At 52.1% G+C, this 22467-nt stretch carries 19 protein-coding genes; 11 read left to right on the top strand and 8 right to left on the bottom strand.

What is annotated here, in order from left to right; translation table 11 throughout:
- Positions 1-37 precede the first annotated feature (37 nt).
- Positions 38-2824: a two-component sensor histidine kinase BarA gene (barA, locus tag DQM29_RS11765; protein WP_111740871.1), complete on the bottom strand. Its 2787-nt coding sequence runs from the start codon at positions 2822-2824 to the stop codon at positions 38-40.
- A 158-nt stretch (positions 2825-2982) separates the two neighbouring features.
- On the opposite strand from barA, the gene rlmD reads away from it, so the two are divergent.
- The 11 genes from rlmD (at position 2983) to DQM29_RS11710 (ending at position 15780) form a co-directional block, all read left to right on the top strand.
- Positions 2983-4314, top strand: a complete 1332-nt coding sequence (gene rlmD, locus DQM29_RS11760) for a 23S rRNA (uracil(1939)-C(5))-methyltransferase RlmD (protein ID WP_111740870.1) — start codon at positions 2983-2985, stop codon at positions 4312-4314.
- A gap of 19 nt (positions 4315-4333) precedes the next feature.
- Positions 4334-6565, top strand: a complete 2232-nt coding sequence (gene relA / locus DQM29_RS11755; protein ID WP_111740869.1) for a GTP diphosphokinase — start codon at positions 4334-4336, stop codon at positions 6563-6565.
- A gap of 111 nt (positions 6566-6676) precedes the next feature.
- On the top strand, positions 6677-7483 hold the full coding sequence (gene mazG, locus DQM29_RS11750; protein ID WP_111740868.1) for a nucleoside triphosphate pyrophosphohydrolase: 807 nt from the start codon (positions 6677-6679) through the stop codon (positions 7481-7483).
- Between the two features lie 141 nt (positions 7484-7624).
- Positions 7625-9271, top strand: a complete 1647-nt coding sequence (gene pyrG / locus DQM29_RS11745; RefSeq protein WP_111740867.1) for a glutamine hydrolyzing CTP synthase — start codon at positions 7625-7627, stop codon at positions 9269-9271.
- 212 nt (positions 9272-9483) lie between these two features.
- Positions 9484-10782 (top strand): phosphopyruvate hydratase, encoded by a 1299-nt coding sequence (eno, locus tag DQM29_RS11740; RefSeq protein ID WP_111740866.1) that lies wholly within the window; start codon positions 9484-9486, stop codon positions 10780-10782.
- A 345-nt stretch (positions 10783-11127) separates the two neighbouring features.
- Positions 11128-11328, top strand: coding sequence for a hypothetical protein (locus DQM29_RS11735; RefSeq protein WP_111740865.1), 201 nt, complete (start codon positions 11128-11130; stop codon positions 11326-11328).
- A 60-nt stretch (positions 11329-11388) separates the two neighbouring features.
- The gene (locus DQM29_RS11730) at positions 11389-11667 is read left to right on the top strand and encodes a hypothetical protein (protein ID WP_111740864.1); all 279 of its coding nucleotides are present in this window, start codon (positions 11389-11391) and stop codon (positions 11665-11667) included.
- Between the two features lie 645 nt (positions 11668-12312).
- Positions 12313-13686 (top strand): tyrosine phenol-lyase, encoded by a 1374-nt coding sequence (locus tag DQM29_RS11725; RefSeq protein ID WP_111740863.1) that lies wholly within the window; start codon positions 12313-12315, stop codon positions 13684-13686.
- Between the two features lie 131 nt (positions 13687-13817).
- Positions 13818-15083 (top strand): tryptophan permease, encoded by a 1266-nt coding sequence (gene mtr / locus DQM29_RS11720; RefSeq protein ID WP_170126526.1) that lies wholly within the window; start codon positions 13818-13820, stop codon positions 15081-15083.
- A 180-nt stretch (positions 15084-15263) separates the two neighbouring features.
- Positions 15264-15500, top strand: a complete 237-nt coding sequence (locus DQM29_RS11715) for a ParD-like family protein (protein WP_111740861.1) — start codon at positions 15264-15266, stop codon at positions 15498-15500.
- The gene (locus tag DQM29_RS11710) at positions 15469-15780 is read left to right on the top strand and encodes a type II toxin-antitoxin system RelE/ParE family toxin (protein ID WP_111740860.1); all 312 of its coding nucleotides are present in this window, start codon (positions 15469-15471) and stop codon (positions 15778-15780) included. Before DQM29_RS11715 ends, DQM29_RS11710 begins: the two co-directional genes overlap by 32 nt.
- A gap of 136 nt (positions 15781-15916) precedes the next feature.
- Here DQM29_RS11710 and rraA read toward each other — a convergent pair whose 3' ends face one another.
- From rraA to DQM29_RS11675, 7 genes are all read right to left on the bottom strand, one after another.
- Positions 15917-16405 carry a ribonuclease E activity regulator RraA gene (rraA, locus tag DQM29_RS11705; protein ID WP_111740859.1) on the bottom strand — a complete coding sequence of 163 codons (489 nt, stop codon included), beginning with the start codon at positions 16403-16405 and terminating at the stop codon, positions 15917-15919.
- Positions 16406-16461: 56 nt separating this feature from the next.
- Positions 16462-17424 (bottom strand): Csu type fimbrial protein, encoded by a 963-nt coding sequence (locus DQM29_RS11700; RefSeq protein ID WP_111740858.1) that lies wholly within the window; start codon positions 17422-17424, stop codon positions 16462-16464.
- Entirely contained in the window at positions 17417-19879 is a 2463-nt protein-coding gene (locus DQM29_RS11695) for a fimbria/pilus outer membrane usher protein (RefSeq protein ID WP_111740857.1), read from the bottom strand. Before DQM29_RS11695 ends, DQM29_RS11700 begins: the two co-directional genes overlap by 8 nt.
- Positions 19880-19883: 4 nt before the next feature.
- Positions 19884-20498 carry a fimbrial biogenesis chaperone gene (locus DQM29_RS11690; protein WP_111740856.1) on the bottom strand — a complete coding sequence of 205 codons (615 nt, stop codon included), beginning with the start codon at positions 20496-20498 and terminating at the stop codon, positions 19884-19886.
- Between the two features lie 154 nt (positions 20499-20652).
- The gene (locus tag DQM29_RS11685) at positions 20653-21207 is read right to left on the bottom strand and encodes a Csu type fimbrial protein (protein ID WP_170126525.1); all 555 of its coding nucleotides are present in this window, start codon (positions 21205-21207) and stop codon (positions 20653-20655) included.
- Between the two features lie 10 nt (positions 21208-21217).
- Positions 21218-21766 carry a Csu type fimbrial protein gene (locus DQM29_RS11680; RefSeq protein ID WP_111740854.1) on the bottom strand — a complete coding sequence of 183 codons (549 nt, stop codon included), beginning with the start codon at positions 21764-21766 and terminating at the stop codon, positions 21218-21220.
- Between the two features lie 19 nt (positions 21767-21785).
- Positions 21786-22298: a Csu type fimbrial protein gene (locus DQM29_RS11675; protein WP_111740853.1), complete on the bottom strand. Its 513-nt coding sequence runs from the start codon at positions 22296-22298 to the stop codon at positions 21786-21788.
- Between the last annotated feature and the right edge of the window lie 169 nt (positions 22299-22467).

Raw genomic sequence — 22467 nt, 5'->3', positions numbered from 1 at the left:
CTCGTAATGAACGAGGGCTTTTTCATGGGGAACAGCATCAGCCTATATAGGCAGTTGCCTCTCGCCTCACGTTTTCGAATTCGTCCAGCAGCTCAAGCCACTCAGGTTCTAGGTCAGCGGCGGTAGTGCCGTTTCTGAGCTGGCCTTCCAGATAGTTACACAGCTGCTTCAGCCTCGGCACGCCGCTGTAGCTGGAGCTGCCGTGCAGCTTGTGAATGAGATTGACGATATCCTCATCCGGATTGCCGTCCAGCACTGCCTGCACTCGCGCTTCAACCTCTGACAGGAATTCAATCAGGCTTTTTAGCAGGTCTTTGGCCAGATCTTCCTTATTGGCGGCCTGAGTAAGGGCTAGCTGCCAGTCTAGAGAGCGGGGGGGCTCTGAGGGAGCGTCAGGAGCCTGTACTGGGGCGGCCTGTTCAACGGCGGGCTTTGCCGCACGGAAGTCCGCTTCCGGCGAGATGCGGCACTGAGTTTGCAGAACGCCGATAAGCATTTCTTCATTAATTGGCTTAGCCAAATAGTCGTCCATGCCGCAGCCAATCAGCCGTTCACGCTCGCCGATGGCCGCGTGGGCCGTCACGGCAACAATAGGGGTAGTCAGATGGTTTGGCAGCTTATGTATGATCTCAGCCGCTTTAATGCCGTCGATTTCAGGCATTTGGATATCCATCAGGATGATATCAAGGTTCGTATCCTTCGCCCGTTCAATGGCCTCTTCACCGCTGTTACACAGGATGACGTGAGATACGATGTCTTTCAGCAGCACGCCGATAAGCTTCAGGTTAGCTGGATTATCGTCCACCGCCATTACCGTGAGCGGCAGGTGGATATCTTTCACCGGCTCTGCTACTAGCAGTAGCGGGTCTGGGCGAGCGCTAAGCAGAGCGTCGAACAGGCGGTTGCGGGAAAGCGGTTTACTCAGGCAAACCTGTGCACCAGCCTGCTTCAAAGCCTCGACGTCGATATTCGGGCGATTAGGGATAGCCAAGATCAGGCGGTGAGAAATGCTCAGCGCCTCTTTGATAACGCTGTCTTTGTAGTGTTGAACGTCCATTAGGTTAACCGGCATCCCCAGAAGAACAACGTCATAGTCCTGATGCCGTTCGGGGATAAGCTCAAAGCAGGGATAGGGGATAACCTCGACGGGCTCGTCCCTAAAGATTTCCAGCGCGGCCTGCATTGCCCCTTCGTTTTCTTCGATATAGAGAATGCGCTGGCCGGAAATTTTATCCAGATGGGGAACGACTTCAGGCATATCACCGTCCGCCCGCTCCAGATTAATGTAGAACCAGAAAGTAGAGCCCTGATGCAGCTTGCTTTGGAAGCTGATATCGCCGCCCATCTCTCTGACCAGACGCTGAGTAATCACTAGCCCCAGCCCTGTACCGCCGTGGCGGCGAGAAATGCTGGCATCGGCCTGACGGAAGGCTTGGAACAGCTGTGACTGCTGGCGGTCGGAAATGCCGATGCCGGTATCTTTGACCTGCACTTCAAGATCCACGCTGTTGTCATAGAAGTGACGCAGCGTAATGTAGATGTCGATATTGCCCTGTTCGGTAAATTTAATGGCGTTACCCAGCAGGTTCATGATGACCTGCTGTAGGCGAAGAGGATCGCCGATCACGCTGTCGGGCACGTCATTGGCGACGTGCAGCGTTAGCTCCAGCGCCTTCTCGTGCGCACCGTGGGCCAGCAGAATAACGGTTTCATCAATGGTATCGCGCAGGGAGAACTGTGTATGTTCAAGCACGAGCTTGCCCGCTTCCAGCTTCGAGAAGTCGAGTACGTCGTTGATGATATTCAGCAGGTTGCTGGCAGAGCGCTCAATGGTTTGCAGATAGTCGGTTTGCGTCGGCGTCAGCGTGGTTTTCAACGTCTGACGGGTAAAGCCTATTACGCCGTTAAGAGGTGTACGAAGCTCATGCGACATGTTGGCTAAGAATTCTGATTTGATCCGCGCTGCTTCCTGAGCGCGCTTTTTCGCCAGATCCAGCTCTACGTTCTGGATCTCCATCTGCTCGAGCGTTTCCCGCAGGTCAGACGTGGCCTGATCGATGTTTTGCTGCATCTCTTCATGATAGGCGGTGAGCGACATAGCCATTGAGTTGATACCGTTCTTCAGCATATCAAGCTCGCCCAGCATATAGCCCTCAACCCGGCTATCCAGCTGGCCTCGGCGAATGCGGTCAACGGTGTTGACCATGTTGCGGATGGGCCCTGTAACGTCACGCATCAATCGGTAGGCAAACAGCATCGCGATACACAGGCAGAGGCTTAGCAGCAGCGTGGCTACGAAGATCTCTTTATATTGCTGTAGGCGTACGGTGCGTAAATCGAGCTCAATGGCGATATAGCCCAGCGTTCTGTGCCCTGGTTCAAGGCTGACGTCCATATCAGGCAGCTGGTTTTCCGACACGATAGGCGTGCGCAGAATAAGTGAGTCGCCTCGGGTAGTAACGGTTAGGTCATCGGGGACAGGCGTACCCTTGGGCAGCTGTAACAGTGCATAGTTTTGATGAAAGTTGGACGTGACCAGCAGGTGATTCTGCGTGTCGAAAACGGCAATTGACCGTACAATATTGGAATGACGGCGGTGCAGCATACTGACCAACTGGCGTACGCCTTCGCGGTTGCTGAAGGTCATACCGTGCTCGCTGGCGATAGCGAGAGGCTCAATGATGCTCGAGCCCGAGTCCACTAGCTGGTCTTGCAGCTCGTTGTAGCGGTGTACCACGAAAAATGTGCTGATCAAAAGCCCAATAAGAAGCGTCGGGGCGAGGATCAAAATCATCATTCGGGCGCGAAGGCTGTATTTGGTCATAGGGTTCCAGTATGGGACAATCGACTGTCTGTAGCGAATCAGGCTATTTCATAACACAGTGACGGGATGCGATACCCGCCCTATTTCAGGCCGCAAACGCGTTTGCCGCGTTTTTTGCGATGCGTGTGCCGCCTGAACTATTTAGGTTATATATCACCATGGTGCAATTCTACTCGCCTAGCCGCAGGAAGGCGATACAACAGAAACTTATTGTTACCCCTTATGAGCTCGATACACAAGGACAAGGCGTGGCTCGCCACGAGGGAAAAACGATTTTTGTGACTGATGCGCTGCCAGAGGAGCGTGTCGAAGTCCGTATTTATGAGGATAAGCGCAGCTACGCCAGAGCGAAAACTGTGCGCCGTCTTTCCTCCAGCGACCAGCGGGTAGTACCTCCATGCCTGCACTACGGCGTTTGCGGTGGCTGTAATCAACAGCACGCGTCGTCAGCGCTGCAGCAGAAGAGCAAATCTCACGCTCTCAGCCAGCTGTTTTTACGGGAGACGGGGCTGTCCGTTCAACAGGAAGAGGCCATTTTTGCCTCTGATTACGGCTACCGGCGTCGGGCGCGCTTTGGTTTACAGTATTCGACGAAGGAAAAGCGTCTGGTGATGGGGTTTCGTCAGCAGATGTCTAACGATGTAGTTAACATCGCGCACTGCCCGGTTTTGGAGCCTGAGTTAGACGCGCTGCTGGAACCTCTTAACCAATGCCTTTCCTCTTTAGGCAGTGTGAAAAAATTGGGGCATGCGGAACTGGTGAAGGCAGACAGCGGGCCTTTGCTGGTGCTTCGGCACTTAGTCCCAATGTCTGACGGCGATCGTCAGCGACTGATGGCGTTTGCTGAAGCTTTTGGCGTAGCCGTCTGGCTGGCCGGGGAAGGTGACGTGCTGGAACGGCTAACGGGCTTGGAGCCTCATTATCTTCTGGACGGCCTGACGCTGGGGTTTAACCCGCGCGATTTTATTCAGGTCAACGCGGGCGTTAACCAGCGGATGGTTGAACAGGCGCTGGCCTGGCTGGATTTACAGCCGACGGATAGAGTTCTGGACCTGTTCTGCGGTATGGGAAACTTTACGCTGCCGATAGCGAAAAGGGCTAAAGAGGTCGTGGGCGTCGAGGGTGTTGATTCGCTGGTGGCTCGCGGGCAGCAGAACGCAAAGGACAACGGTCTGGATAATGTCACTTTTTTACACCACAATCTGGAAGAGGACGTCAGTAAACAGTCGTGGGCGCGTCAGGGATTTGATAAAGTGTTGCTAGACCCCGCCCGCGCCGGGGCCGCTGAGGCAATGGCGCAGATAGTCAGACTTGCTCCTAAGCGCATTGTGTACGTTTCCTGTAACCCGCAAACGCTGGTTAGGGACAGCAAAGCGCTGCTAGAAGGCGGCTATGCGCTTGGCGGTCTGCGCATACTTGATATGTTCCCGCAGACCGGGCACGTTGAGTCAATGGCGCTGTTTGTGTGTCAGTCAAATCTCTCAAAGTAGTAAGCAGTGAGGAAGCGTTATGGTTGCGGTAAGAAGTGCCCATTTGAATACAGCCGGTGAGTTTGAGCTGGATAAATGGATCGCTAATCTGGGCATTGTCAATCCAGAACAGGGCGAACGTTTGGCGGCGACCTGGCGGTATTGCGAACAGCGAGTGAAAGACAAGCCGGATGCCTCTCTGCTGCTTTGGCGGGGGCTGGAGGTTGTGGAAATTCTCGCCACCCTGAGCATGGATATCGATAGCCAGCGGGCAGCGCTGCTGTTCCCGCTAGCGGACGAAGGCATTCTTGATGACGAAACGCTGAAAGAGCAGTTCGGCAACGACGTCGCCAATCTGGTGCACGGCGTGCTGGAAATGGACGCGATACGTCAACTCAAAGCTACCCAAAGCGGCAACAATGGCTCCGTTCAGGTGGATAACGTGCGCCGCATGCTGCTGGCGATGGTGGAAGATTTTCGCTGCGTGGTCATCAAGCTGGCGGAACGCATCGCCCACCTGAGAGAGGTAAAGGACGAATCGGAAGAGATTCGGGTTCTTGCTGCTAAAGAGTGTTTTAACATTTATGCGCCGTTGGCTAACCGACTTGGGATTGGCCAACTGAAGTGGGAAATGGAAGATTTCTGTTTCCGCTATCTGCATCCGGATGAATATAAAAAGATTGCCAACCTGCTGCACGAGCGGCGTATCGACCGAGAAGTCTATATTGATAACTTTGTGAAGACCCTGCGCGAGTCCATGAAAGAAGAGGGCATTCAAGGAGAAATCTACGGCCGGCCGAAGCATATCTACAGCATCTGGCGCAAAATGCAGAAGAAGTCGCTAGCGTTTGAAGAGCTGTATGACGTGCGAGCGGTGCGTATTGTGGTGGAGCGCTTACAGGACTGCTATGCCGCGCTGGGGATTGTTCATACCCACTTCCGCCACCTGCCTAGCGAATTTGATGATTACGTTGCCAACCCTAAGCCGAACGGCTATCAGTCAATTCATACCGTTGTCTTCGGGCCGAAGGGGCAGGCGGTAGAAATCCAGATCCGCACTCGACAGATGCATGAAGACGCTGAACTGGGCGTTGCGGCACACTGGAAGTACAAAGAGGGAGCGGTGTCCGGCCGTTCTGGCTACGAAGAACGCATTGCCTGGCTGCGTAAGCTTATCGCCTGGCAGGAGGAGATGTCCGACAGCGGCGAAATGCTTGACGAGGTTAGAAGTCAGGTATTCGACGACCGCGTGTATGTCTTTACTCCTAAGGGCGACGTTATCGACCTGCCCACAGGCTCAACGCCGCTGGACTTTGCCTACCACATTCATAGTGACGTCGGCCACCGCTGTATCGGCGCGAAAATCGGCGGCCGCATTGTGCCGTTCACCTATCAGCTGCAGATGGGCGATCAGATTGAAATTATCACCCAGAAGCAGCCGAACCCAAGCCGTGACTGGTTAAACCCTAACCAAGGGTTTGTTAACAGCGGGCGGGCGAGAGCCAAGATCCAGGCGTGGTTTAAAAAGCAGGATCGCGATAAAAACGTCGTGGCCGGGCGGCAAATGCTGGACGAAGAGCTGGAGCGGCTGAACATCAGCTTTAAAGAGGCTGAAAAGCTGCTGGTGCCGCGCTACAACGTCCACTCGTTTGATGAAGTGCTGGCAGGCATTGGCGGCGGTGATATTCGCCTTAACCAGTTGGTGAACTTCCTGCAAAGTAAGTTTAATCAACCGACCGCAGAAGAGGCCGATCGGGAAGCGCTGCGTCAGCTCAATCAGAAGACGGCGGCGGCACAGCAGCGCAATGCCAAAAACAATAGCCAGATCATTGTTGAGGGCGTGGGTAACCTGATGCACCACATTGCCCGCTGCTGTCAGCCGATCCCCGGCGACGACATTGTTGGTTTTATTACTCAGGGCCGGGGGATTTCCATCCACCGGGCCGACTGTGACCAGTTGCAAGAGCTTAAGACACACGCCCCTGAGCGCCTCGTGGAAGCCGTATGGGGCGACTGCTACTCCAGCGGCTATTCGCTGGTAGTGCGAGTGGTTGCCAACGATCGCAGCGGCCTGCTGCGCGACATTACCACCATCTTGGCGAACGAAAAGGTGAATGTTCTGAGCGTGTCCAGCCGCAGCGATGTGAAAAAGCAGATGGCCACCATTGATATGGAAATTGAGCTTTATAACCTTCAGGCGCTGTCTCGTGTGCTGTCCCGGATTAACCAACTGCCGGACATCATCGAAGCCAAGCGCTTGGGCAGCAAGTAGTTCCTAATTGGATATCAGCCCCGTCGAGAGCGATGGGGCTGATAAACCTGTGTCAGTCGGCGCTAGTTGGAACCAGCGCTATCCCCATTTACTGTTAATGCAGACAAAGAGATGAGTAACGTGACCCCAATAGATCGCCTGCTGGGCATTATGGACACCCTGAGAGCGCCCGAAGGCGGCTGCCCATGGGATAAGGCACAGACGTTCAACACCATCGCCCCCTATACGCTGGAAGAAACCTATGAAGTGCTGGATGCTATTCAGCGGGCTGACTTTAGCGATTTGCGCGATGAGCTGGGGGATTTGCTTTACCAGATCGTGTTTTACGCCCGCATGGCGCAGGAAGAGGGGCGCTTTGACTTTAACGACGTTTGTAACGCTATCAGCGACAAGCTGGTACGCCGCCATCCCCACGTGTTTGGCGATTTGAACGTAGAAGATGCTCAGAGTGTCAGCGTTGAGTGGGAGCAGCGCAAAAGCGCAGAGCGAGAAAAGAAGGCGCAGTTTTCTGTGATGGACGATATTCCTGACGCGCTGCCCGCGCTGATGAAGGCGCATAAAATTCAGAAGCGCTGTGCAAACGTCGGCTTTGACTGGACGACCCTTGGCCCCGTAGTGGATAAAGTGCATGAAGAGCTGGAAGAGGTGATGCACGAAGCCAGGCAGGCGGTGATTGATGAGTCTAAACTGGAAGAAGAGCTGGGCGACCTGCTGTTTGCGACGGTAAATCTGTCTCGCCATCTTGGCCATAAGGCCGAAAGCGCGCTACAGGTAGCGAACCGCAAGTTTGAGCGCCGTTTCCGCCGCGTTGAGGAGATTGTCAAAGCGTCAGGAAAATCGTTAGAGCAGGCGTCGCTGCAAGAAATGGACATGGTGTGGCACCAAGTCAAAGAAGAGGAACGCCAGACAAAGGAGTAGCGCCTGCCGCTGGGCAGATGCCCGAAATTTTTCCCCGTTTGGCTTTCATTAATTGTTGTGGCGGGAAGGCTCTGGTATACTGCTTTCCCGTCCTAGTACTTCTCTTTTTTCGTCTTTATAAACCTAACCTTCAGGTTCAGCATGGCTACTAATTACATATTCGTAACAGGTGGGGTTGTATCCTCACTCGGCAAAGGCATTGCAGCCGCTTCTCTTGCCGCTATTCTTGAGGCTCGTGGCCTAAACGTCACAATGATGAAGCTGGATCCCTACATTAACCTCGATCCAGGCACCATGAGTCCTATTCAGCACGGCGAAGTGTTTGTTACCGAGGACGGTGCCGAAACCGATCTGGACTTGGGGCACTACGAGCGCTTTATTCGCACCAAGATGACCCGCCGCAACAACTTCACTACTGGCCGCATTTATTCCGACGTGCTGCGCAAAGAGCGCCGCGGCGACTATTTGGGCGCCACTGTGCAGGTGATTCCCCATATTACCAACGCCATTAAAGAGCGGGTTATTGCCGGTGCAGAAGGTCACGACGTTGCGCTGGTGGAAGTCGGCGGCACAGTGGGTGATATCGAATCCCTGCCGTTCCTTGAGGCTATCCGCCAGATGGCGGTGGAAATCGGCCGCGAGCACACGCTGTTTATGCACCTGACGCTGGTGCCTTATCTGGCGGCGTCCGGTGAGGTGAAAACCAAGCCGACTCAGCACTCGGTGAAAGAGCTGCTGTCTATCGGCATTCAGCCAGACATTCTGGTGTGCCGTTCTGACCGCGCCATCCCGGCTAACGAACGCGCCAAGATTGCACTGTTCTGTAACGTACCTGAGAAAGCGGTTATTTCTCTGAAAGACGTTGACTCCATTTATAAGATCCCTGGCCTGCTGAAATCTCAGGGTCTTGACGAGTTTATCTGTAAAAGATTCCACCTTTCCTGCCCAGAAGCCAACCTGGCCGAGTGGGAACAGGTTATTTATGAAGAGTCTAATCCTACCCGTGAAGTGACGATTGGCATGGTCGGCAAGTACGTTGAACTGCCTGATGCGTATAAATCTGTCATCGAAGCATTAAAGCATGGTGGACTGAAGAATCGATTCAGCGTTAATATAAAGCTAATCGATTCGCAGGACGTCGAAGCCAAGGGTGAAGAAATTCTTTCCGGCCTTGATGCGATTCTGGTTCCCGGTGGTTTCGGCTACCGCGGTGTGGAAGGCAAAATTACCGCCGCGCGCTATGCTCGCGAGAACAAGGTGCCCTATCTGGGGATCTGTTTAGGCATGCAGGTGGCGATGATGGAGTTTGCCCGAAACGTTGTCGGCATGGCCGACGCCAATTCGACTGAATTTGTGCCGGACTGCAAATACCCGGTTATTGCGCTTATCACTGAATGGCGCGATGAAGAAGGGAATGTAGAGGTTCGTACCGAAGAGAGCGATTTGGGCGGCACCATGCGCTTAGGCAGCCAGCCGTGTCATCTGACAGAAGGCAGCCTGTCGCGTAAGCTGTATGGCGAACCGACAATTTTAGAACGTCACCGTCACCGCTATGAGGTGAACAACATGCTGCTGCCGCAGATTGAAGCGGCTGGGCTGCGAGTTGCGGGGCGTTCCGCTGACCACAAGCTGGTGGAAATTATTGAGCTTCCTGACCATCCTTGGTTTGTAGCCAGTCAGTTCCACCCGGAGTTTACGTCGACGCCGAGAGACGGCCATCCGCTGTTTGCCGGTTTCGTCAAAGCCGCCGGTGAGTATCAAAAGTGCCGCAGCGGCGAGTGCGACTAAGCGCGGTCAGTTATACCTTAAGTATTTCGAGTTGAAGTATGGCGGGTATAGTCAGGTATTTTCAGGAAGGCCCGCTTCTGAAGGGCAAAGCAATAAAACGCCAGTGATACAGTCCTGGCGTTTATTGCCCAAGCAGAGCGGGACGCGTGGCGGCTGAGCCGCCGTTGTCTACAGTTTGTTGTTAAATCAACGTGTGACTAGAGGAAAACCGAATGTCCAAAATCGTTAAAGTGCTCGGTCGTGAAATTATCGACTCTCGTGGCAATCCGACCGTTGAAGCGGAAGTGCATTTAGAAGGCGGTTTTGTAGGTCTAGCCGCTGCGCCGTCAGGCGCCTCCACCGGCTCTCGCGAAGCGTTAGAGCTTCGTGACGGTGACAAGTCTCGCTTCCTGGGTAAAGGCGTTCTGAAGGCCGTTGGCGCCGTTAATGGCCCAATCGCTCAGGCTATCGTTGGCAAAGATGCAAAAGATCAGGCCAACATTGACCGTATCATGATCGAGCTGGACGGTACTGATAACAAATCCAACTTCGGCGCTAACGCTATTCTGGCTGTATCACTGGCTGCTGCAAAAGCCGCTGCTGCCTCTAAAGGCATGCCGCTGTATGAGCACATTGCCGAGCTGAACGGCACCCCAGGTAAATATTCTATGCCTCTGCCAATGATGAACATCATCAACGGCGGCGAGCACGCTGACAACAACGTTGATATCCAAGAGTTCATGATCCAGCCAGTTGGCGCGAAAACGCTGAAAGAAGCCGTACGCATGGGTTCTGAAGTTTTCCATCACTTGGCAAAAGTGCTGAAAGGCAAAGGCATGAACACTGCCGTAGGTGACGAAGGCGGCTATGCGCCAAACCTGGGCTCCAACGCTGAAGCACTGGCTGTTATCGCTGAAGCCGTTAAAGCCGCTGGCTACGTGCTGGGCAAAGACATCACTCTGGCGATGGACTGTGCCGCGTCTGAATTCTACAAAGACGGCAAGTACGTTCTGGCCGGTGAAGGCAACAAAGCGTTCACTTCTGAAGAGTTCACTCACTTCCTCGAAGAGCTGACCAAGCAGTATCCGATCGTGTCTATCGAAGACGGTCTGGACGAGTCTGACTGGGCTGGCTTTGCTTACCAGACCAAAGTGCTGGGCGACAAAATCCAGCTGGTGGGTGACGACCTGTTCGTAACTAACACCAAGATCCTGAAAGAAGGCATCGAGAAAGGCATCGCTAACTCTATCCTGATCAAGTTCAACCAGATCGGTTCTCTGACCGAAACGCTGGCCGCTATCAAGATGGCGAAAGACGCAGGCTACACCGCTGTGATTTCTCACCGTTCAGGTGAAACTGAAGATGCTACCATCGCCGATCTGGCTGTTGGTACTGCTGCTGGCCAGATCAAGACCGGTTCTATGAGCCGCTCTGACCGCGTAGCCAAGTACAACCAGCTGATCCGTATCGAAGAAGTGCTGGGCGACCGTGCACCGTTCAACGGTCTGAAAGAAGTTAAAGGCCAAGCGTAATTCGCTAACGTCTTAGCTCGTTAATAAAGTCCCGCGCCGGGTGTCCCGCGCGGGATTTTTTTTTTCTTTTTTCTTACTATCGCTATAGAAGTGGCGAAAAAGGGGGAAATGCACCACTTTGAGTACTAAAACGTGTAGATAGGGTGAGGAGAGGGTTAGAAGGGGGGGCTTTAAGGGAGGTAAAGTGGTATTTGTGTGTAATCCTCTCTGCCCTATGCGCTTATTTGCCCTCTTTGTTGCGCACTGCGCAGAAACGAAAGAGAGTCGTACTCTTCCACAATTACTCCTTGAATAAGAAAGATGAATATAGCTTAATGAGTATTCCATTAATCAATGAGGTGGGCTATGGCGAGCGCAAAAGAAGCAATTCAGCAAATTATTGGTGAAATGGTTGTAAAGCTGTGCGACAAAAATTTACCGATAGACAGGCAGTCAATCATTGAAAAGCTGTTAAGAGTCATCAGCAAAGAGGCCGAGGGGTCAGAGCGCAGCCGGATAGCGACAATGGCTCTTGAGTCTTTAAACAGAGCTGAAGCTAAGGTTTAACTCTGGATCCAATGGGCTTAACCGCAGAGCAGCAGTCTCCTTCACTAAAAGGGCGCCATCATGAAGCCTAGCGTTAGAATTTTAATGAATGCTAAAACCATTCAAAGAATTCAATGTGGAGAATGTAACTGGGAGTTGGAGATTGCTGCAAACACTGATGCACACATTCAATGCTGCCCATGGTGTGGCTGGAGTGATTTAGACACTAGCTATCTTATTCAACAGGGGGGCTTTCAAGAGATTGAATGTGAAAAACATGGCAAAATGACTATTCTTGTGCCTGATAAAAATATTAATCCGGACGACTTTATGGATGATTTATATTGCCCATATTGTTAACTCCAATAAACATATTTAAATTATTAATACAGTAGAATACTCACAGCCTATCAGTAAATCCTATCACTCTATTTTTACTAACCCATTATAAATTTCATATATTAATAATGAATAGCGCTTGGTTATTATTTATTGATTGAGCGCTATTTCCTTTTTAACTTACTCTTTATTGAACTAATTATCTTATATTTTCGCTTTTTTAGCGGTATTTTTAGATGAAATTTACCCCCCCGCGAGGTAACCATCTTTAATCGCTGTAGTCAATTGACCTGGGTCTCAATTTTTTGTTGCCTGGCTGATATTTATGTATTTAATTGATATTTAATTAATTTAAAAGTCCTATCCAGTGTAAAATATTATGTACATAAAAAATTAAGTGTCCAAACGACATCTGTAATGTAACTTACGACGTGTGTTTAATTTAAAGTATGACTTCTATCACGGAAATGGACCTATTTATACTTGAGCGAGGGATGATAAGCGGTGTTTAAATGAAATTTCATTAAAATGGCACTCGTAATAATAATATTACAGAAAGGGTTTTTATGGCATTGGGCAACGCTATTGAAAAGATAACGTAAAAAGTAAAAATAAAAGCGTCCGGAATAAACGTTATTAATAAAATAGCCAAATGAGGAAAGTATCATGTCATATCCAGCTGAACCCTATAAAATTAAAGTCGTTGAACCAATTGCAATGACCACTCGCGAGCAGCGCTTGCAGTATATTAAAGACGCTGGCTACAACACGTTCCTGCTACAGTCAAAACAAACCTATATTGACCTGCTGACCGACAGCGGCACCACTGCAATGAGCGACAACCAGTGGGCGGGGATGATGCTGGGAGATGAAGCCTATTCCGGTAGCGCCAACTTCTATCATCTGCAGGACGTGGTTGCCGAATACTACGGCTATAAGCACGTAGTACCGACCCATCAGGGGCGCGGTGCCGAAAACCTGCTCTCTTCGCTGCTGATCAAAGACGGCGACTATGTACCGGGCAACATGTACTTCACCACCACGCGTGCCCACCAAGAGCGCAACGGCGCCACCTTCGTTGACATCATCATCGACGAAGCGCACGACTCACAAAAAGAGCTGCCGTTTAAGGGCAACATCGATGTCTCCAAGCTGGAAAAGCTGATTAACGAAGTTGGCGCTGACAAGATCCCCTATGTTTGCCTGGCCGTTACGGTAAACCTGGCGGGTGGTCAGCCAGTTAGCATGGCCAACATGCGTGAAGTCAGCAAGCTGTGCCGTAAGCACGGTATTCTGGTGATGTACGATGCAACTCGCTGCGTTGAGAACGCCTACTTCATTAAAGAGCGTGAGCCTGAGTACAAAGACGCCACTATCGCCGCCATCCTGAAAGAAATGATGGGCTACTCTGACGGCTGCACCATGAGCGGCAAGAAGGACTGTCTGGTTAACATCGGCGGCTTCCTGTGCATGAACGACGACGAACTGTATCAAAAAGCCTGTGAAATGGTGGTGCTGTATGAAGGCATGCCTTCATACGGTGGCCTGGCCGGGCGCGATATGGAAGCCATGGCTCGCGGTATCGTTGAGTCAGTGGACTTTGCCTACATTCAGCACCGTATTGCCCAGTGCTACTATCTGGCAGACAAACTGACCTCCGCTGGTGTACCTATCGTTAGGCCTGTTGGCGGCCATGCGGTGTTCCTGGATGCCAAGGCGTTCCTGCCGCACGTGCCTCAGGAGCAGTTCCCTGCGCAGTCGCTGGCGGCTGAGCTGTACATCGACTCCGGCGTTCGCAGCATGGAGCGGGGCATCATTTCCGCCGGGCGCGACAAGAAAACCGGTAAAAACCACATGCCGAAGCTCGAGCTGGTTCGCCTGACAATTCCTCGTCGCGTATACACCTACGCGCATCTGGATATTGTTGCTGAGTCAGTCATTCGCCTGTACAAGAACCGCGAGAATATCAAAGGGCTGGACATGGTGTATGAGCCTAAGTTCTTACGCTTCTTCACCGCTCGCTTTGAGCCTCTCAAGTAAGGCGTTTTCCCTTAGGGGATAAAGGAAGCGCCCTTCATTCGGGCGGATGAAGGGCGTTATTGTCTGGAGCTTCACAGTCTGGGTCATGAAAAGGTTTTTTCCACTTAAAATTTGCAATAAAGGAATCGATTATGACGGTCAGCGTAGAGAGTCAAAGCTCTGCCCAGAGTAAAGGCAAATCGGTTATCGGCGGGGCGATGATTACCACCGCGACCGTTGTCGGCGCCGGAATGTTTTCTTTGCCGGTAGCTATGTCCGGTATTTGGTTTTCGTGGTCTTTAGCTGTTCTTGTCGTTACCTGTTTTATTATGATTATGGCTGGCTTTATGCTGCTTGAAGCCAACCTTAACTATCGCATTGGCGCCAGTTTTGACACATTAACCAAGGATCTGTTGGGGAGATTCTGGAATCTGGTGACCAACTTTACCTTCGCGTTTGTTCTTTATATTCTCGCCTATGCCTATATATCCGGTAGTGCAGCAGTTATCTCCCAAACTCTGACGCACTATCTGAACTTAGGCATATCCTCCCGAGTGACAGGAGTCATCTTCACAGTTGTCGTTGCCTTCATCGTTTGGTGGAGTTCAACGGCAGTAAGCCGCATTACGACGATCCTTCTGCTAGGCAAGTTCATCGCCTTCTTTATGACTTTCGCCAGCCTGCTCGGCTATGTACAAGTCGATAATCTGATGGATCTGATAGCGCCGCAGGGTACGACCTATCTGCCTTATCTGCTGATGACGCTGCCGTTCTGTATCGTTTCGTTCGGCTTTCACGGTAACGTGCCGAGCCTGGTGAAACACTATGGAAAAGATCCAAAGCGTATCGTGTCCTGTATTTTGATCGGTACGCTGTTTGCGCTGTTTCTCTATGCGTTCTGGCTTTACTGTACGATGGGCAACATATCCCGCGCTGACTTTAAGCCCATCATCGCGCAGGGTGGCAACATTGACGTCTTTATTACCGCGATGGGCGGCATTCTCAACAGCGCATCAATGGACGTCATTCTGACCTTCTTTGCCAACTTCGCGGTGGCAAGTTCAATGCTGGGGGCAACGTTGGGGCTGTTTGACTACATTGCCGACCTGTGTAAATTCAAAGATGACAACGGCGGACGAGCCAAAACGGCGCTGGTCACCTATATTCCTCCGGCGCTGCTGTGCTCTATTTATCCAAACGGCTTCCTGTATGCTATTGGCTATGCCGGGCTGGCGTTTGCGGTATGGGCGATTATCGTTCCGGCACTGCTGGCAAAAGCTTCCCGCGTCAAGTTCGGTAATCCGATGTTTCGCACCTGGGGCGGCACACCGCTGGTGTACATCGTTATCGCCTTTGGCGTGCTGACTATGCTGGCGCATATTCTCTCTTCGCTAAACGTATTGCCGACGTATCGGTAATAGGGGTTATTAGACACTCTAAAAAATGTTTGCCAGCTAGGTTGTTAAGAGAGCCGTAACGGATAACGTTGCGGTTCTTTTTTATAAGTGATTTATGCGACAAATTGTTGCATAAAGCGACTTGATGCGATAAGTTTTATATGTGCTGACCACACATTTATCAACGTTGAGGTATGAACCATGGCCACAAGCGTCCGTCTAGATGATGACTTCGTTACTGACGTTAAGATCTATGCAGAGGCTTCAAGTAGAAGTGTTCCTAAGCAAATTGAACACTGGGCGAAAATCGGCCGAATCGCTGAAGATAACCCAGATTTGCCGTATAGCTTCATTCTTGAAACCCTGCTGGCAAAGGGTGAAGTCGATAACCAGAAGGTAAGTCGATATGTCAGAAGGACCCCAAAATCGGGAGATTGATGTTTATCAATCAAACCGTTTTGAAAAGGCATTAGATAAACTGCCTGAGAAACTGCAGCAAATAGTAGAAGATGAGATTGATAAGATCGTAGACAACCCTGAATTAGGGGAACAAAAGAAAGGGGATCTAAGCTATCTGAGGGTACATAAATTTAAGTTAAATAATCAATTGACGCTGCTTGGCTATAGCTGGGTAGAAAATAAAATTGAGTTGTACCTTTTGAGTTTAGAGCCGCACGAGAATTTTTATCAAGCTCAAAAAAAAGCACCGAAAAGTTAACTTGAAATTGATGAAATAATCTTCAGCCCCGGAAATGACCGGGGCTTTCTTTTTGTGGTCGAAATATTTTGTAGTCAGAACATTCGCCGTCATTAATTTGTCAGGTTTACCCTAAAAACTAACCAGCCAGTGCTTCTTACCGATGATTCAAAATAATAATCCCATCCTCGTCGGCATAAATAACGTCACCGTTTTGAATGATTTGCCCGGCAAATTCAACGGGATTGCCCACTACGCCGGGTGCTTCTTTAGCGGATCTTAGAGGGTTGGCACCAAGTGCTTTGATGCCAATAGGCAGGGCTGCCAGCTCGGCGCGGTCGCGTATGTAGCCGTAAATAACGGCGCCCAGCCAGCCGTTATTGAGCAGGTTCATCGCCAGATTGTCTCCTAACAGAGCGCAGCGCGGGCTGCCGCCGCCATCAACCACCAGTACGCGGCCGTGGCCTTCTGTTAGCGACAGGGCCTTAACGGCCGTGTTGTCTTCAAAGCATTTTACGGTGACCGCCGGGCCGCTGAAGCTGGCCTTGCCGCCGAAGTCATAAAAGATGGGGGACAGCACTTTCACGGTGCTGCGATAGGCGTCACACAGATCGGCGACTTTGGGTATGTCCTGAACTTGATCCATTTTTTTCTCCAGTGTGTAGGGGGAGGCCATTCCCCCATCAACAGTGGGGGGGTTGGCTAATACTCTACGACAAACTGCACCGTATCGGTATAGGTTCCCGCTGAAGCTGGAGGCTGGCTCGAATTTATTCGAGCAGTGTAGGAAATTATCTGAGGCCCCCCGGAACCGGAAGCGGAAATAGGGGAGGTGCTGCTCCAAACGGTAGAAGCATTTGGCGCGTAAAGGTTGTACTGGAGGTAGGCATCAGGGTTGGTTTTTTTCATTCTTCGCCACGGTGCGCTGTAGTTGAGACCGTTGTTGATATAGGCGGTGTAGGGTGTGTTCAGTGAACAGGTGAGCTGGACAGTGGGCGTCACGGTAGCAAAGCTTTCAACCAGCGCGCTGGGGGCGAACGTAATGCTTTGAGTACTGTCGATTTTGCAGTCTTTAGTGACAACAACGGAGATTTTGATTTTGCTGGTGCCGCTGCTGTCTTCTACGCTATTGCCGATACATAGCAGAGCACTACAGAGATGATACTTCCAGAAAATCGTAATGGTATCGCTATAGGTGCCGGCAGGCACTGGCGTCGTAGCGCCAGTTGTCGTTCTAACGTAAAGCGTTACATTAAGCCCGCCGCTGATAACCGCGAGACCCAGTAGGTCAAGGCCAGATTTTCCGTATTCGAGTGCTGTTGCTGTATTAAACGCGTTTTTATAGCCTGAGTCTGCGTACACTCCGTAGGGGATTTTATATCTGGTATCTTGCTCATTAACCAGATTCATCTGTCCGGTTGTTGAGGAAATTATCCCCGAGAGCGAGTTGTCCGCCAGCAGGGCAATGCTAATGCCTGTACAGCTCATTCCTCCCGCTCCAGAAGAGGCTAGGGCAGTGCTGTTAATGTTAAAAGCGCTGGCAGTACCTAGGCTGATGCTCAACTGCTGTGTGGCAACGCTGCAGGCTGCATTAACGGCTCCGGAGAGAAGAAGACCCAGTGCACAAATAAGCGCCGAAGCGGCGCGTAGCGTTTTTTTACTCATGATGACTCTCTTCGCAGATGACTTTCCCCGGCGTCCAGCCGCCGGAGGGAAGGGGATTGGGGAGATTGAAATGAGCCTGACACTGTCGTCCGTTGTCGGCACGGCTGATTTTCAAGGTCGTTTCAGCGGTGGCGTTGCCAATGTAGGTTTCGCCGTCCCAGCCGATATAGGCAATATCCTGTTGCCCCTCTTGGCGTACCAGGCTGCCTCTGGGAAGCGGCGTTCGGTTTTCATCTACCAGTGTTAGCGTTACTGCCACGACTTTACGCAGTGGGAACTCGATAACCGTGCCGCCGCTGCTTTTGACGGCACGATACTGCTCCACTTCAGGGATTTGGACATCGGCGGGAAGGTCAAGGGGCTCGATTTCGTATTTACCCACCGAATAGGCGCTGACGGTAGGGATCAGCAGATAGCCGTCCTGATTGGTTTTTCCCAGAGTTTGGTTTTCATAGCGAACGGGAATGTCGGGGTAACCGTTAGTCGATACCAGAGCGAATGAGTCGTTAATCGTTCTGGAAGTAAAAACGTTGCCCTTAACGGCAACCAGTGAGCCGCTGAATTCTCCCCAGTAGGTTTCGTCGCGATCGCCGTAAACGCCGCTCTGTAGCCGAAAGTTTTTAGCGGCATAGTCCAGACTGGCCTGTCGATAGTCAGGGTTGCCGTCTGGCTGCATAGCGTAGGAGAGCGCCCACCCTAATCCTCCGTCTATGGGAGCCGACTTGCTGTAGGTGGCCTGATGATTCCAGCGGTTTTTAGCGTCTCGGCTAGAGCTGAGGCTGGCGTTCCCCAGATCTCCCAGCGGTATGCTGACGGAGACCTGCGCGCTGTAGCCGCTGGCGTCCAGTTCGCGGTTTACTGAGGCATAGAGGCTACTGCTGCCGAACAGCGTTGTACTGTAGGATAGGTTCATCAGCCTCGTTCGGCTCTGGTCATGCTGCGTGATGTCAAAATAGCCGACACCGAGAGAGCCGAAGCGCTGTAGCGACAGACTGCCGGAGATCTGGCGACGGCGCTTATCCTGCTGATAGCCGCTTTTATAGTTAGACAGATCCCCATAGCCTTCGCTGCGGTCAATCTGCTGTGCGCTAATGCTGAAGTAGCGCTGAGTGTAAGCATAGCCCAGCGAACGCTGGTGGCCGCGGGAGCTTACTGTTTCTCCGTCGGTATTATCGGGTTGGGTATCAGGTACTGCGCGGTCGTCAGAGTCGCTAAAGGCGCCGTCGCGAGCCCGGCTGGCGCTGTAGGCGCCGTTAATCACCCCGAAGGTGCCGACTCGGACTACGCCACCGAGGCCGCCGACGCTAAGCCCGTCCGCGCTTTCCGCTCGACCTTCCAGCGTTAGCCATTGGGTGGCTCCTGCTCGAATGATTCCGCTAGCAATGGCATTGCCGTAATCGGCATTTTCCACGCTGTAGGCATTGCGAATTTTGCCTGCGGACAGGCTAAAGTCAATCAGGCCCGGTTTGAGCAGGGCGCTGGAAACGTAGAAAGGCACAGTGGCATTAACCTGTCGCCCCAGCGGATCGGTAACGACCACGGTGGCGTCTCCCGCTCCGTTAATATAGGGCACGGTTTCAACAGTAAAGGGCCCAGGATTGACGTTCACGCTGGAGGTTTTGTAGCTGTCGAGATATACGTCTACAGCGCTGGGAACTGTCGCCTGCCCGGCAAACTGGGGCAGAGGGTAGGTGATCAAATCAGGCCTGACGGAGAAGTTGCGAGAGATCTGTACTCCGGCAAAGCGGATCGCACTGCTCCACGGCAGGGAGTCGGTAATCGCGTCACCGGCCACGTACTTTAGCATGCGCTTTTCGTCATCGTAGTGCCACAGGGTGTCATAGCGCAGATACCGCCGCCTGTCGCTGTCACTCTGTTCACCGCTCAGGCGCTGATTGTACACACCGCTGTTTGAAAAGGTGCCAAAGAAGCCCATCAGCCGCTGCTCGGTATAGGCTGAAGCGGTACTGGATGTGTTGCTATTCGAGGAGTGGCTGGCGTAAACGTCATAGTTAAACAGCAGGCCCAGTGGGTTTTCCGACGTAGCTGTTTCAGAAGAGGCTTCTGCTCCAGAAGCAGTCAGCCGTTGCTCCGGAAGCCAGTCGATAGGGACATTAATAAACAGCCTTTGGCTTTCACCATCGTAAGTCACTGTGACGTCTTTCAGTTCGTCCACCGCTACGCTTTGTTCGCTGGAAGTATCGACGGTTAGACCAAGATCGGCTAAATCGGCGGCCTGTGCGTAGTAGTGGCCGCTGCGATAGTCTATTGGTATGACCTTTTCCCCGACGCGGCCGTTGATCACGGGTTCCAGCATCAGAGACATATCGGGAAGCTCCCCCTGAAGCGATGCAGGAGGTTCCTGACCGCTAGCAAAAGGCACTGCCGCCAGCAGCAAAAGCAGCGCAGCGGAACAGGTACAGGGCGAGAGCGACGACCAAACAGTGGGGAGCATGGCGTTAGTGCTGCGCTAAACGCGTCGGCTCCCGATCGCTATTTACTATCGCCTGTAGGGAACCTCTGCCGGGATTTTTTCCTTTTGGTAAAGGAAAGGACATCGTGGCGTGAGGTAGAACGTAGCCAACTAATCCTTCAATCACGGAGCTTCCCGCAGTGGAGCTTAACCCTGATAACCGGGCGTGAACGGTGCCGGTGTTTGTCACTTCAAGCTGCGAGCCGTTTTTACCCTGTGTGACGCGATAGCTGAGCGCCGGGCGTGCTAAGACGGTATCTTTATTTACTGCATCCTGCCGCGAGGTCAGACCCGCTCCGTTAACAAACAGTGGAACGGAATAGCGCATCTGAAAGTTAATGCCGATGGTCGGTTCTCCGGCGTTTCCCGCAGCCTGAGGGACTTCATCAATAATAATGCGGTAGGCGTGCTCCTGCCCTTGCGGGACAGCCTGATTTTTCATCAGCCTAATCAGCTGGCGTTTGCCGGGGGAAATAAGGGCGAAAGGCGGGCTGATAACGATATCACTCTGTTTAACATAGACGCTCTCGCCGTTTTGCTGTTCCCAGCGAACCGCTTTGATTTCCATATAGACGGGCGAGAGTCTTTGTTTTCCAGCCACAGAGAGGTGCTGTTTTGATTCCCCTCAATCACTGGGTCGATAGGTGAAATAAGGATGGAGGCCGAGTGGGCAATTGGGGTCAGGATCAGAGGAGCTAGAGTCAGAAAGAGCGTGCGTAAGTTAATCATTATGTTGTCCCAAAGGTGCGATCTTATTAGTAGGTAAAGGTGACGACCACGGTATCGCTGTACTGGCCCGCCGCGGGAAGGTTGGACTGAGCCAGCAGTCGGGCATAAACCGTTAGCGTTTGCTGAGTGCCATCGGCAGTGACGTTCTGTGACGATCCACCGTTAGTGCCGTTACCCCAAATAGTGGCGTGCCCGCTGTCTTGATAGAGTTGATATTTCAGGGTATTGCTTAGGGTTGAGTGCTTTATTGCTCTGCCTGCGCTGATACCGCCGCTGGCATAAAGCCCGCTGTCGATATCCACTTTTACCAGAGTGCTAGGGGTGCACTTCAGCGAAATTGATCCAGCGTTGACGGTAGAAGAAACGTCGATAGGGTTAGCGAGGTTGGTGATGTTGCTGCCAAAGTTAATGACGCCGAGTGAAGCACCGCTGGCGCCGAGCAGGCAGCCCGCCGTGACCGTCGCGCTAACCTGAATGTTCTGGCTGAGTGTGTCACCGTGGGCAAGTCCAACTGAGGCGCTATACAGCAGCGCCAGTAGAGCGGATTGACGAAGGCGTAAATGGAGCAAATGGAGGTTCATCTTCTTTCCTCTACCAGCTGACTGTGACCCGAACAGTGTCTTGATAGACGTCTGCCGCTGGCGTGTTTTGGGTAGGTACACGGCCATAGACCGGAAGCAGCTCTGGCTGGCCCGATGCCGTCTGACTGATGCCGGTAACGTCGTCCCATAGAGTGGTATAGGAAGCGTTACTGTAAAGGTTGTAGGACAGCGTCTGCCCGATATTTCTGCCCTGCATGCGCCGCTGCGTTACGTTGCCGCTGTTGCCGCCGCTGATAACAACGCGATAGACAACGCCGGTAGAGCACTGCACCGAAATGGCGCCTGCGTTTGCCTGACCGACTGTGTCAGTGTTTTGCGACGTCAGCGTTCGGCTCCCGAAGTTCAGCGTACCGAAGGTTGTTACGCCTCCAACGTTCGTGCCAGCCTGACAGGTAGGCAACAGTGCTGCGGTAATACCCAGAGAAGCTGTCTGTGTTTCTGCGCTTCCCCTGAAAGGCAAAAGAGAAAGCGGCAGACAAAACAGATAAAGCCAACAAGTGTGCTGTATCCAACCTGCTCGCTGGCCGCACGTGCTCATCTTCAGGTAAGTACCTAAGCTACCAGCTGACCGTAACCTGTACCGTGTCGGTATAGGCGGCAGCGCTCGGCGTGTCCTGAGCTGGAACTCGGCCATAGACAGCCAGACTTTCCTGAGTACCGTCTGCTGTACGCGAAATTTCAGTGGCATTTTCCCAGGCAGTGCTAAGCCCGGCATTTTGGTATAGGTTGTAGAGGATATACTCGCTGCCGTTAGACATGCGTCGCTGGGTGCCGTCGTCGTGCAGCCCTGCACCGACTAAGATCCGATACGGCAGCTGATTTGTGCATTGGATGTGAATCGTGCCTGATGTGCTGCTGCTGGCTTCCGATATGACAGCCTGAGAGAGCGTTGCCGCAGTGCCAAAGTCTAGCGTTCCCAAACTGGCGCCCGACGTGCCGCTGCCGTTAATGGCGCAGCCGCTGGTGATGGTCATCTGTACACCAAGGGTACCGCTGACCTCATCGGCAAAAGAGGGAAGAGTGCTCAGTGCAGACAATAGCCCTAATACTAGTCCTGACCGTATTTTCATGTTGCCACCTTTAAATAATTTTCAATAAAAAGTCATTAACCAGAGAAATTATATTTAAATAATAAAAATGGGCGCCTTTACCGTCAGGGGTTGAGGCGGGAATAGGGCTTAAGCCTTTTTAATTTATCCTATTGATAACTATAGCGAGCAGGTGAAAATATGCCAAAAA

It is taken from the genome of Leminorella richardii (genome assembly GCF_900478135.1).
In the GTDB taxonomy this organism is placed as follows: domain Bacteria; phylum Pseudomonadota; class Gammaproteobacteria; order Enterobacterales; family Enterobacteriaceae; genus Leminorella; species Leminorella richardii.
Note: the sequence above shows the minus strand (reverse complement) of the source record. Positions and strands in the feature narration are given on the sequence as shown.